Source organism: Marinobacter sp. (genome assembly GCF_044799475.1).
In the GTDB taxonomy this organism is placed as follows: Bacteria; Pseudomonadota; Gammaproteobacteria; order Pseudomonadales; family Oleiphilaceae; genus Marinobacter.
Genome location: NZ_CP085217.1, coordinates 3,879,684 through 3,892,685 on the forward strand (window position 1 = coordinate 3,879,684; position 13,002 = coordinate 3,892,685).

Genomic DNA, 13,002 nt, shown 5'->3' on the forward strand with positions numbered 1-13,002 from the left:
CCGACATGCTCACCAAGCTCTTGATCGCCAACCGGGGCGAAATTGCTGTCCGGATCATTCGAACCGCCCGCGAGCTGGGTTACCGCACGGTCGCGGTCTACTCGGAAGCCGATGCCAGTGCCCTGCACGTGCACGAAGCGGACGAAGCTGTCTTTATCGGCCCGGCTCAGGTCAATGCTTCGTATTTGAACATCGAGGCGATCCTGGAGGCTGCCCGCAAGGCCGGAGCCGATGCCATCCATCCGGGCTATGGTTTCCTGTCGGAGAATTCCGGTTTCGCGGAAGCCTGCCAGAAAGCCGGCCTCACCTTTGTCGGTCCGCCATCCCACGCCATAGAGCTGATGGGCAGCAAGCGCCGGTCGAAGATCGCCATGCAGGAAGCCGGGGTACCTGTAGTGCCGGGTTTTGAAGGTGACCGGGCCGGTGATGACGAGCTCGTGAAGGCAGCCGGTGACATAGGTTACCCGCTGATGATCAAGGCCTCCGCAGGCGGCGGCGGCCGGGGCATGCGTCTGGTGCATGAGCAAAAGCATCTGCGGGATGAAATCCAGCGGGCCAGGTCGGAAGCCCGCAATGCCTTTGGCGATGACGAGCTGATCCTGGAAAGAGCTGTGATCGAGCCACGACACATCGAGATCCAGGTGTTTGCCGATAAACATGGCAATGCCGTCTACCTGGGTGAACGGGACTGCTCGATCCAGCGTCGGCACCAGAAAGTGGTGGAGGAGGCACCGTCCCCCTTCGTCACGCCCGAATTGCGCAAGGCCATGGGGGAAGCTGCGGTCAAGGCAGCCCTTGCCTGCCAGTACGAAGGCGCCGGCACGGTGGAGTTCCTGGTGGACAGGGAACGCAACTTCTATTTTCTGGAGATGAACACCCGTCTTCAGGTGGAACACCCGGTAACGGAACTTGTCACCGGCCAGGACCTGGTTGCCTGGCAGCTAACGGTAGCCGAGAACCGTCCCCTGCCCCTGACCCAGGAAGAAATCAGCCTGAATGGCCACGCCATCGAGGTAAGGCTTTACGCGGAAGACCCCGCCCACGGCTTCACCCCCCAGACCGGCGCTCTGCACCGCTTCGAACCCGCGGAGGTGGCCGGTGTACGGTACGACACTGGCGTACGTAGTGGCGACACGGTAACACCCCATTACGATCCGATGCTGGCAAAGGTCATCGCCTGGGGTCCCACCCGGGACGACGCACGACGCCGGCTGCTGCGGGCCCTGCAGGACACCCTGATTGCCGGAGTCACCACCAACCGCTTTTTCCTCAGCCGGATTCTGGCGGACGACACCTTCGGCGCGGGCGAAGCCACCACTGCTTTCCTCGACCAGGCATTCGCTGACGATCCGTCGATGCATCCGGTCTCAGCCACCCTTACCGATATCACTTTGGCGGCCACCCTGTTCGCCCGGCGCCAGGACACCGGCGGCAGCTGGAGCAACAGCCTCACAACCCGGCTGCCAATGATGCTTCGGCTGGACGATACCGAGCTCGCAGTTCAGATTCAGCAACGCCTTGACGAGATTGAAGTCCAGTGGGCCTGGCACAAGGGTGAGGGAAAGACCGATTGCAGGCCTGGCGAAACAGGCAGGATCACGGTCAGCTCGCTGACGGACGATATTCTGTACTACATCGAAAACGGCGTCCGGCAGGGTTGCCGCTATGTCCTTAACCGCAACCACCTGTATCTGCAGGCAGCCGGCCGCTCCCTGGAATTTGTGGATATTACCCACGAAGCTCCGGGAGAAAGCGGTGCCGGGGGTTCGGGCCGGTTGCAGGCCACCATGGATGGCGCCATTGTGGATGTACTGGTCAAAGCTGGCGATACTGTTAAAAAGGGCGACACCCTGGTTGTGCTGGAGGCCATGAAAATGGAACATCCGGTCAAGGCTGACCGGGATGGCCACGTCGGCATACTACACACCGCACCAGGGGAGCAGGTCCGTCGTCATCAGCTGCTGGTTGAACTGGCAGCGGAAGATGAAGACCCGGTCCTGGCTCCCGGAAAGGAGGCTGAAGCATGAGCACCAACAATAGCTCCATGAAGAACAGGACTGTTTTCATCACCGGCGGCAGCCGCGGTATCGGCCGGGCGATTGCCCTGGCCTGCGGCCGGGAAGGCGCCAATGTTGTTATCGCGGCCAAGTCCGACAAGCCGCACCCGAAGCTACCGGGCACCATTCACACCGTGGCGGACGAGGTCCGTGAAGCCGGTGGTCAGGCTCTGCCGCTGATGCTGGATGTGCGGGACGAGGAACTGGTCAAGGAAAGGATGAAAGAAGCGGCCGAGCATTTTGGCGGCATCGATATGCTGGTGAACAATGCTGGCGCCATCCGGCTTCAGGGCGTAGAGAAGCTTCCGGTGAAACGCTACGACCTGATGCACGAGGTCAATGCCCGGGCGGTTTTCCTTTGCAGCCAGGCGGCACTGCCATGGCTGAAAGAGTCAGACCAGGGCCACATCCTCAGCCTTTCCCCACCCCTGAACATGAACCCGAAATGGTTTGCGCAGCATAGCGCCTACACCACCACGAAATATGCAATGAGCATGCTGACCCTCGGCATGGCGCAGGAATTCAAAAAGTATGGCATCGCCGTCAACTCCCTCTGGCCCCGCACGCTTATAGCCACTGCGGCCATCGAATTTGAAGTCGGTGGGCCCGAAATGATGAAAAAAGGACGCAAACCCGACATCATGGCGGACGCAGTTCTCAACATCCTCAGCCACCGGGGTAATGCCCGGACCGGCCAGACACTGATTGACGAAGATGTGCTGCGGGATGCTGGCGTCACCGATTTCGACCAGTACCGCTATTCCTCAGGTGACGAACCATTGATGGATGACCTGTTTCTGGACTGAGCCGGGACATTCCAATGCCGGGCTCCGGCCTTCTGCTCCCGATTGCAGAAGGCCCATAACAATTACAATAGTCCCCAGATAATGGATAAAGCATGACCCAGGATACCATTTCCGCCCGTGATATTGTCCGCCACCTGCCTGGCGTTTTCCGCCGCTTTCCCGCCATCGCCAGGGGCTTTTATTACTACTCCCTCAAAAATGAACGCAAACAGCTGACGCTGGGAACCCTGATTGAGCGGAATGCCGACAGATATGGTAACCGCCCCGCGGTTCTGTATGAGGACCGCCGACTGACCTACAGCGAGTTCAACGGCTGGGCCAACCGGATCGCTCACTATCTGCGGGGCCAGGGCCTGAAAAAGGGCGACACTATCGCCATCTTCCTCGAAAACCGGCCCGAGCTTCTGGCCACGGTAACCGGCGCGGCCAAGATAGGCGTGGTCTGCGCCATGCTCAACACTTCCCAGAAAGGCCGGGTGCTGGAGCACAGCATCAATCTGGTCAGCCCTGCCATGATCGTGGTGGGAAAAGAGGTGCTGGATGTCTTTGAGGGTGTCCGCACCGAAGTCAGGCTGAGCCACGAAAGGCCCCTGCTTTTCATGGCTGATCTCAACACGATCAATGCCTTTGGAGAAGCCCCGGAAGGCTACACCAACCTGGCGGAGAAAGTCAGCGCCTATAACAGCGACAACCCGACCCTGAGCGACCCGCCGACAATGGGGGATACCGCCGTTTACCTGTTTACATCCGGTACGACCGGCCTGCCCAAGGCGGCCCCGGGCTCGCACCGCAAGTTCGTCAAGGCCTATGGCGGCTTTGGCCTGATGTCCCTGAACATGACACCGGACGACGTGCTCTACTGCACCCTCCCGTTTTACCACGGCACTGCCCTGCTGGTGTGCTGGGGCTCTGCACTGGCGGGTGGTTCAGCCATCGCGATCCGCCGGCGCTTTTCCGCCAGCGCCTTCTGGGATGACGTGCGACGCTTTGAGGCCACCACCTTTGGCTATGTCGGCGAGCTCTGCCGTTATCTTCTGAACCAGCCACCCAGCCCACAGGATCGCAATCACAGCCTGACCAAGATGATCGGCAACGGGCTGCGGCCCTCCATCTGGAAAGCCTTCAAAGAACGCTTCGGCATCGAAACCGTGGCAGAACTTTACGCATCCAGCGAGGGCAACATCGGATTCAGCAATTTTTTCAATGTGGACAACACCGTGGGATTCTCAACGGCGCCCTACAAGCTCGTAAAGTTTCACGACGGCACCCGGAACCCTGTCCGCAACGAAAAAGGCCGCATGGAGGAAGTAGCCAAAGGTGAGCCGGGCCTGCTTATCGGAGAAATCTCCAAAAAATGGGCCTTCGAGGGTTATACCCAGAAGGAAGCCACCGAGAAATCGATTCTGAGAGACGCTTTCAAAAAAGGGGACCAGTGGTTCAACACCGGTGATGCACTACGGGACATCGGCTGCGGCCACTTGCAGTTCGTTGACCGGATGGGTGATACCTTCCGCTGGAAAGGCGAGAATGTTTCCACCACCGAGGTTGAAAACATCATTGATGGATCCGGCATGGTGGACGAAGCCATCTGCTACGGCGTCGAGATTCCCGCCACCAATGGCAAGGCAGGCATGGTCACTCTGGTCCCCCAGGAGGGCCAGGTTTTCGATGCGGACGAACTCTTCCGCTACCTGAACGAAAACCTGCCGGCCTATGCGGTGCCTGTATTCCTGCGGGTCACGGACAGCATCGAGAAGACCGGTACCTTTAAATACAAGAAGGTGGATCTGAGGAATCTGGGGTATTCACTAGCGAAAAGTGAAGACGATGTGTACGCCTGGCTGCCAAAAAGCGCGGGTTACACCCGGCTTGATGGCGATCTGGTAAAGCAGATTGACGAGGGCCAGTTCAACTTCTGAGCCCCGCGCTCTGCGGAGGTCAGTCAGCAACCCGGAGCACAATCTTGCCCCTGGCCCGGCGCTCGGTCAGCGCGTTCAGCGCCGCTTCGTATTCCTCGAAGGGAAACACCTCACTGACTCTGGGCTTGATCTTGCCCTGGGCATACAGACCGAACAGATCTTTCATGTTCTGCAGGCTGGTCTCAGGCTCTTTCTGGGTAAACGCACCCCAGAACACACCCACCACGGAGCAGCCCTTCAGCAGGGTCAGGTTGGCCGGAATTTTCGGAATGTCGCCTGCAGCAAATCCAACGATCAGGTGGCGGCCATTCCAGGCCATGGCCCGCACGGCCTGCTCGGTGAACTCGCCACCCACGGGATCATAGACAACGTCCACGCCACGGTTTCTGGTCAATTTCTTTACCGCCTCCTTGAGCGGTTCCTCGGTGTAATTGATCACCTCATCGGCGCCCGCTTCCTGCGCCACCTTGAGCTTGTCGGCGCTGCTCGCCGCAGCAATAACGTGAGCGCCCATGGCCTTGCCCAGTTCCACAGTGGCCAGACCCACGCCGCCGCTGGCACCCAGCACCAGCAGGGTCTCGCCTGGCTGGATGTTCGCCCGTTGCCTGAGGGCGTGGTACGACGTGCCATACACCATGGTGAAGGCGGCGGCTTCTTCGTCGCTCATGCCTTCCGGCACTGGCAGCACATTGCTCTCAGCGACCACCACTTCTTCGGCAAAGGCGCCATAGCCGGTCAAGCCCATTACCCGGTCGCCCACCTTGTAGCGGGTTACCTTTTCGCCCACTGCGATTACCTCACCGGCCATCTCCCCGCCCGGTGAAAATGGCATGGACGGTTTGAGCTGGTATTTGCCCTCAATGATCAACGTGTCGGGAAAGTTGAGTCCGGCCGCTTTCACTTTCACCTTGACCCCACTGCCTTTCGCCTCGGGGCTTTTGATTTCCTCGATGACCAGCGATTCAGCCGGGCCGTATTCCTTGCACAAAATGGCTTTCATTGTCCCACTCCGCAGATTGACGACGGGCGCCGGGGATGACGCCGGATACCGACCAAACTAGACTCAGTCATAATATGAATCAAATAAACAGATCTTATGAAACTGCATCAGTCCGGCTGATCGGACCCCGCGATGATCAAAACGAAATGACAACTGCCTTCCACGCCACCAGATGATTCCCGGAGCGGTTTCCGCTATCCTGCGCCCTCGATCCAGGGCCTGACCGAGACAACTGACGCAGGCCCGACCCGTCGGACATCCCATTACTACGGGACCAGCGTCCCGGCTGATGCTTCGCTGCTTGGCCTTGAGTCAGACAGTCGGTAACATTGCGTTTTTTCCAGAGGCTCACTTCCGTCATGCTCGAAAGACTCTTCCAACTCCAGGCCCATGGCACGACGGTTCGCAAAGAACTGGTGGCGGGCGTCACTACCTTCCTGACCATGGCCTACATTATCGTGGTCAACCCGAGCATCCTGTCGGCCACCGGCATGGATTTCGGCGCCGTGTTCGTCGCCACCTGTCTCGCTGCCGTTATTGGTACCCTGATCATGGGACTCTGGGCCAACTACCCCATTGCCATGGCCCCCGGCATGGGGCTCAACGCCTTCTTCTCGTTCACCGTGGTCGGCAGCATGGGTTACAGCTGGGAGGTCGCCCTGGGCGCAGTATTTATTTCCGGCGTGCTGTTTTTCCTGCTCAGCATTTTCAAGGTGCGGGAGTGGATCATCAACAGCATTCCGCTCTCCCTGCGATTCGGCATTTCTGCCGGCATAGGTTTCTTTCTCGCGCTGATCGCCCTGAAAAATGCCGGCATCGTGGTGGACAACCCGGCCACTCTTGTCGCCCTTGGGGACGTAAAGGCGCAGGAAAGCCTGCTATTCTTCGGCGGCTTCCTGGTGATCTGCGCCCTCTCTTTCCGTCGGGTTACCGGCGCCGTGATGATCGGCATCATTGCTGTCACTGTTGCTGCGCTGGCCCTTGGCCTGATCGAATACAAAGGCTTTTTCTCAGCCCCGCCAAGCCTGGCGCCCACGTTTATGCAGCTCGACATTGCCGGCGCCTTCAACATCGGCATGATCAGCGTAATCTTCGCCTTCCTGTTCGTGGATCTGTTCGATACCTCCGGCACCCTGATCGGTGCTGCCCAGCGGGGCGGCCTGCTGGACAAGGATGGCAAGCTGCCGCGACTGGGCCGGGCGCTGATGTCGGACTCGGTCGCGACCATGTCCGGCGCCGCGCTGGGTACCTCCACCACCACCAGCTACATTGAATCCACTGCGGGAATCTCTGCTGGCGGCCGCACAGGCCTCACGGCTGTCGTCGTAGCCGGCCTGTTCCTGGCCTGCCTGCTATTGGCGCCCATTGCCAGCATCATTCCGGCCTACGCCACTGCACCGGCACTGCTGTATGTGGCGGTTCTTATGACCAGCGGCCTCAAGCTGATTGACTGGGATGACATCACCGAAGCAGCGCCGACGGTAGTAACGGCACTGATGATGCCGCTGACCTTTTCCATTGCACACGGCATCGCCCTGGGTTTTGTCACCTACGCCCTGCTCAAGGCCCTGAGCGGCCGCTGGTCAGAACTGAATCTGAGCATCGTGATCATTGCCGTTATTTTTATCCTGAAATTCATTTTCCTCGACGCGGCCTGAGCCCGGACGAAAACAGAGCGGACTCGTTATGGACTATTTTGCCACCAGCATCAAGAACGCCATTCGCACGGTTCCGGACTGGCCCAGACCCGGTGTCCAGTTCCGTGACATCACCACCGTGCTCCAGAACAGGACAGCATTCCGCAAGCTCATCGATGCCTTCGTCCATCGCTATCACGACGCAGAGATAGACGCGGTGGCAGCGGTCGATGCCCGTGGCTTCATCATCGGCTCGGCCCTCGCCTATGAGCTCAATGCCGGGCTGGTCCTCGTGCGCAAGAAAGGCAAGCTGCCTTTTGATACCCTCGTGGAAGATTACGAGCTGGAGTACGGCACAGCCTCGGTGGAACTCCACAAGGATGCCTTCAAGCCCGGCGACCGGATTGTGCTGGTGGACGACCTGATTGCCACGGGGGGCACCATGCTTGCTGCTTCCCGCCTGATCCGGCGGATCGGGGCCGACATAGTTGAAGTGGCGGCGATGATTGACCTCCCCGACCTGGGTGGCTCCGAAAAGCTCCGGGCGGAGGGTCTGGAAGTCTATACTGTATGCTCGTTTGACGGCGACTGAAGCCGAAACCACCAGCAGGGAGGATCGCAGCATATGACGGATTACCGGCATCACTGGAAAGACGGCGCACAGGTCCACCACCCCTGCGGCAAGATCGTCTGCATTGGCCGCAACTATGCTGACCACGCAGCGGAGCTGAACAACCCCATTCCGGAGAGTCCGCTGCTGTTCATAAAGCCCTCTACGGCAGCCGTTCACATGACCCGTCCCGTGAGGATTCCCCGGGACAGGGGCGAGGTTCACTTTGAAACGGAACTGGCCGTCCTGATCGGCCGGCCCCTCACCGCAGCCTCCCAGGATGATAGCCGGCAGGCCATCCTCGGCTACGGCCTGGCACTGGATCTGACGCTTCGGGAACTTCAGAGCGAGCTCAAGAAAAAAGGCCAGCCCTGGGAACTGGCGAAAGGATTCGATGGCGCCTGCCCGCTTTCTCCCTTCGTGCCTGCTGAATCCCTGCCCCAGCGGAACCTGAAATTTTCCCTGGACATCGACGGCGAGCGCCGCCAGACCGGAGATACTTCGGTGCTTTTGAATCCCATTCTGCCCCTGATATCGTATATCAGTCATCAGTTCACCCTGCTGCCGGGGGACGTGGTGCTCACAGGCACCCCGAAAGGAGTTGGCCCGCTGCATCCGGACCAGATACTCTCCCTGCAGCTTGAGGATGCCCTCTTTATCGAAACCCGGGTGGTCTGAGCTGCGGGCTTTTTACCGAATGCCCACACACTTTTCTGGCGCGGGAATGCATAGAGTTCATGGCAAAAAAACCGGTCACCACCCGTAGCGGGCGTTTTTTCAAACTGGCAGGCATGACCGCCTCGGTTGCCGGGCAGTATGCCGGCCAGCGTGCGCGGCGTTTTGTCGGCCGGGAGGATGATGAGCAAGCCCGGAGTGAAAGATACAGTCGCATGGCGGACCAGATTGTCGATACCCTTGGGGATCTCAAGGGCGCCGTCATGAAGGTGGGCCAGATTGCCTCCCAGACCCAGGACTTCCTGCCCAAAGAATTCTCCAGCGCCCTGCAGAAGCTTCAGAAAGAAGCGCCGCCGATGCCCTTTGAGGTCATCCTCAAACAGATTGAATCGGAGCTGGGCCTGCCAGTGGGCGAACTGTTCGAGTCACTGGACGAAAAGCCCTACGCCGCTGCCTCCATCGGCCAGGTTCACCGGGCCCGGCTGCATGACGGCCAGGAAGTGATCGTCAAGGTGCAGTACCCGGGTGTCGACGAATCCTGTGATTCCGACCTCAAGCAGTTGCGCCTCGCCCTGAAGCTGGGCGGCCTCCTCAAAATGCCCAAAGAGAGCGTGGACCAGCTGTTTGGGGAAATCCGGATTCGCCTCAAGGAAGAGCTGGACTACGAGAACGAAGCCGTGAACCTGGCAGCCTTCCGGGACTTCCACCGGAACGATGGCTGGATCCGCATACCGGACGTGATCCTCAGCCATTCCGCCCGGCGGGTGCTGACCATGGAGCTGGTGGAAGGCGACCACATCGCCGAAGTCACCCCCGAGCACTACAGCCAGGACACCATCAACCTGATTGGCCACCGCATCTTCACCATGATGGCGGACCAACTGTTCCGGTTTCAGTGCATCCACGGCGACCCCCACGCCGGCAACTTCGCTTTCCGCCCCGACGGAACCATCGTTCTATACGATTTTGGCTGCGTGAAAAAGCTCAAGCCCGAGATAGTCGAAGCCTACAGGAAAGCCCTGGTATCGGCGCTGGAAGAGGACTACCCGGCTCTGGACCGGAACCTCATCGCCCTTGGCGCCAGGGTCGGATCACAGCCCGCGGTTGATGAGGCCTACTACGCCATGTGGCGGGACATCCTGATCCAGCCCTTCCATGGCCACGAACCCTACGACTTCGCCGAATCCGAAATCCACAAGGACGTCGCTGCCAAAACCACCACCGTCTTCAAGTACCTGGAGTACTTCAAGCCGCCGGTGGAAAGCATCTTCATCGACAGAATGATTGCAGGGCATTACTGGATGATGAAGCGACTGGGGGTGCAGGCGGCGTTTCGGGAGGAGCTGGAACAGTATCTGCAGCAACCGGACAACAGCAGCGGCAAATCCTAGCGATCCCGCTCCGCCGCTTTTACTTTCATAGCGGTGCGAACCTCATCCGCAACATAGGCGCTGAAGGCTCCCAGTGAGTGCTCCTTTTAAAGTACGGGAAATTATCTGGCACGGGAGGTCAGTTCCCTGACCCACTCCGGGATACCGTCCGTAGCTCTCTTCCGGATCACCCTCGCCCGGGATACGCTTGCCGGCCCACCCGGATCGATCACGGTGACCGGAACATCAACATCCACAAAGTCCACAAGCCCCGCCGCGGGATAAACCTGCAGGGAAGTCCCCACTACCAGCAGATGATCGGCGCTTCCCACGATCGCGGCGGCAGCCTCCATCATCGGCACCTCTTCGCCAAACCAGACAATGTGAGGCCGCAACTGACTACCCAGCTCGCAGGTGTCCCCGGGGCTGATAGGCTCGTAACCGATATCATAGATCAGGTCGTCCCGCTTTGAGCTTCGGGCCCTGGTCAGCTCACCGTGCAGATGCACCACATTGCCCGACCCGGCTCTCTCATGCAGGTCATCTACATTCTGGGTAACGATGGTTACGAGATAGTCTTTTTCCAGCTCGGCCAGGGTAAGGTGCGCTGAGTTGGGCTCCACCTCCTTCAGTTGACGCCGACGCTCATTGTAAAAACGCAGCACCAGTCCAGGGTCACGCTGGAAAGCCTCCGGCGTGGCTACGTCATAGACACTGTATTTTTCCCAGAGACCGCCGGAATCCCGAAACGTCGAGAGGCCGCTTTCTGCACTGATACCGGATCCTGAGAGCACAACAATATGATCTTTCATGGGGTCATGATTGCGCGGGAGGCGCACCTGTTCAAGCCCCAGCTATCGGTGAAGCTGGCGGGGAAGGGTTTTCAGAACCAGAACTGATTACTCGGGCGGTACCGCTCCACCCTCATATCCTGGCGTTCGAGAATGCTTACCAGCGCCGCCGTATCGTCGATATTCAGGAAAGAGCCCAGAGGAACCCGGGTATCCCTGTGCACAAGGTAGAGTTTCGGCTGGTCGAACCCGTGGTGGGGTGTTTCAAGATGGACGCGGGTGTAGCGTTTCGGCAGTGCCCATTCAGCCTGTTTCCGGTAAATGCCTTTTTCAAGCCTTACCGTCTCCGGCGAGATCACCAGCACCTCCTGCTGCTGACATTTCCGGGCCGTGTAATAGAACGCAACCGCCACCGCGGAAAGCTCCAGCCCGGCAAAGGGCAACACCACCCAGGCGCCGACCCAGACCATACCGATAACAATAACCAACGAAACCAGGGCCAGCCCCGCCAGTATCTTCAGATTGCCCTGCCAGCTGAGGGAGCGATTGGGGGTCAGCACAAAGGCCTGACCTTCTTCCTGTCGCAGTTGCTTTATCACCTTTCACCCTCACTCTGCCCTTACATCTGAGGGTATACGTTCAGCTCGCGAAAAAGAATGCGCGGAAAAAGCTCAAAGGCCGGGAGCCGTACAGGCCCTCAACCGAGCACTCAGGCCCGTTCTATGTCGAGCCCGCTTTCAGTCAGTCAAAAATCTTGCCCGGATTAATAACACGATTGGGATCGAAAACCATCTTGATCCCCCGCATGTAATCAATCTCATGGGCGCTACGGGTATAGTGCAGATACTCCTTCTTGGTCATCCCCACTCCGTGCTCGGCAGAGACACTGCCCCGATAACGCTCCACTATCTCAAATACCCACTTGTTCACCTGCTTGCACCTGGCAAAGAAATCCTCCTTCGCCATGGCCTCCGGCTTCAGGATATTCAGATGCAGATTGCCATCACCTATGTGACCAAACCAGATAATCTCGAAATCCGGATAATGCTCCGCCACCAGAGTATCAATCTCACGGAGGAACGGCGGTACCTTTGAAACAACCACCGAAATGTCATTCTTGTAGGGGGTGTGGGGCGCGATGGACTCGGAAATGCGCTCCCTGAGCTGCCAAAGGTTCCGCGCCTGAGTCTCGCTCTGGCTGATCACACCATCCAGAACCCAGCCGTTCTCCACGCACTGCTCAAACAGGCCGAGGGCCTCCTCCATCACCTGGTCGGAGACCGCCTCAAACTCCAGCAGCGCATAGTAAGGTGCCTCGGTTTCGAAAGGTGCCTGCACCTGACCGTGAGCCAGCACATGCTTCATGGCCTGATGGGAGAAAAACTCATAAGCCGTCAGATCGATCTGCTTCTGGAACGTCTGCAGCACATCCATGGTATTGCTCAGATCATTCAGTCCCAGCACCAGCACCGTCAAATTGTCCGGCTTGCGGGCCAGCTTCATGGTGGCCTCGGTGATGAACCCCAGGGTGCCTTCCGCGCCAATGAACAGATGACGCAGGTCATAGCCGGTGTTGTTCTTGGCCAGATCCTTGTTCAGTTCCAGGATATCCCCTTTGCCGGTCACCACTTTCAGACCCGCAACCCAGTCCCGGCTCATCCCATAGCGGATCACCTTGATGCCCCCGGCATTGGTGGACAGGTTGCCTCCCAGCTGGCTGGAGCCGGCGGAAGCAAAATCTACCGGATAATACAGATCGTTTTCCTCGGCGAAATTCTGCAACTGCTCGGTCACGACCCCCGCCTGACAGGTGACAGCCCTGTCGCTGGCACTGAAATCCAGAATCTGGTTCATGTAATCAAAGGCCACCACCACCTCGCCATTGGCCGCCACAGCGCCCGCACTCAGGCCCGTCCGCCCACCCGAAGGCACCAGCGCAACGTTATGGGCATTGGCAAAAAGCACCAGTGCCTGCACCTGTTCCGTGGTCTTGGGGAACACAATTGCGACGGGACTGGGCTGGTAGATTTTCGTCCAGTCCTTGCCGTAGGTTTCCAGGTCGGCGGGGTCCGTCAGTACTTTTCCATCGTCCACGAGGGTCTTGAGCGTGGCAATGATCTCTTCGGCGGTCATGGAA

General features: G+C 58.9%; 11 protein-coding genes. 7 read left to right on the plus strand and 4 right to left on the minus strand.

Annotated elements, in window-relative coordinates; genetic code table 11:
• Positions 1–5 precede the first annotated feature (5 nt).
• The 3 genes from LG327_RS17765 (at position 6) to LG327_RS17775 (ending at position 4,782) form a co-directional block, all read left to right on the plus strand.
• Positions 6–2,027: an acetyl/propionyl/methylcrotonyl-CoA carboxylase subunit alpha gene (locus LG327_RS17765; protein ID WP_404363987.1), complete on the plus strand. Its 2,022-nt coding sequence runs from the start codon at positions 6–8 to the stop codon at positions 2,025–2,027.
• Positions 2,024–2,863, plus strand: coding sequence for an SDR family oxidoreductase (locus tag LG327_RS17770; protein ID WP_404363989.1), 840 nt, complete (start codon positions 2,024–2,026; stop codon positions 2,861–2,863). Before LG327_RS17765 ends, LG327_RS17770 begins: the two co-directional genes overlap by 4 nt.
• 92 nt (positions 2,864–2,955) lie before the next feature.
• Positions 2,956–4,782 (plus strand): long-chain-acyl-CoA synthetase, encoded by a 1,827-nt coding sequence (locus tag LG327_RS17775; protein WP_404363991.1) that lies wholly within the window; start codon positions 2,956–2,958, stop codon positions 4,780–4,782.
• Between the two features lie 19 nt (positions 4,783–4,801).
• Here the strand turns inward: LG327_RS17775 and LG327_RS17780 are convergent, their stop codons facing one another.
• Positions 4,802–5,782, minus strand: coding sequence for an NADPH:quinone oxidoreductase family protein (locus LG327_RS17780; protein WP_404363993.1), 981 nt, complete (start codon positions 5,780–5,782; stop codon positions 4,802–4,804).
• Between the two features lie 359 nt (positions 5,783–6,141).
• On the opposite strand from LG327_RS17780, the gene LG327_RS17785 reads away from it, so the two are divergent.
• The 4 genes from LG327_RS17785 to LG327_RS17800 are packed head-to-tail and all read left to right on the plus strand — an operon-like array spanning position 6,142 to position 10,095.
• Positions 6,142–7,440, plus strand: a complete 1,299-nt coding sequence (locus LG327_RS17785; protein WP_404363995.1) for an NCS2 family permease — start codon at positions 6,142–6,144, stop codon at positions 7,438–7,440.
• Between the two features lie 28 nt (positions 7,441–7,468).
• A complete protein-coding gene (locus tag LG327_RS17790) occupies positions 7,469–8,011 on the plus strand; it encodes an adenine phosphoribosyltransferase (protein WP_404363996.1) in 543 nt (180 codons plus the stop codon).
• A 33-nt stretch (positions 8,012–8,044) separates the two neighbouring features.
• Positions 8,045–8,707 (plus strand): fumarylacetoacetate hydrolase family protein, encoded by a 663-nt coding sequence (locus LG327_RS17795; RefSeq protein WP_404363997.1) that lies wholly within the window; start codon positions 8,045–8,047, stop codon positions 8,705–8,707.
• Between the two features lie 59 nt (positions 8,708–8,766).
• Complete coding sequence (locus tag LG327_RS17800; RefSeq protein ID WP_404363999.1) at positions 8,767–10,095, plus strand: ABC1 kinase family protein; 1,329 nt, start codon at positions 8,767–8,769, stop codon at positions 10,093–10,095.
• A gap of 101 nt (positions 10,096–10,196) precedes the next feature.
• On the opposite strand, the gene LG327_RS17805 is transcribed toward LG327_RS17800, so the two are convergent.
• From LG327_RS17805 to LG327_RS17815, 3 genes are all read right to left on the minus strand, one after another.
• Positions 10,197–10,886: an SIR2 family NAD-dependent protein deacylase gene (locus LG327_RS17805; protein ID WP_404364000.1), complete on the minus strand. Its 690-nt coding sequence runs from the start codon at positions 10,884–10,886 to the stop codon at positions 10,197–10,199.
• Between the two features lie 71 nt (positions 10,887–10,957).
• Positions 10,958–11,464 carry a DUF2244 domain-containing protein gene (locus LG327_RS17810; protein ID WP_404364001.1) on the minus strand — a complete coding sequence of 169 codons (507 nt, stop codon included), beginning with the start codon at positions 11,462–11,464 and terminating at the stop codon, positions 10,958–10,960.
• 142 nt (positions 11,465–11,606) lie between these two features.
• Positions 11,607–12,998, minus strand: coding sequence for an FAD-binding oxidoreductase (locus tag LG327_RS17815; RefSeq protein ID WP_404364002.1), 1,392 nt, complete (start codon positions 12,996–12,998; stop codon positions 11,607–11,609).
• Positions 12,999–13,002: the final 4 nt, after the last annotated feature.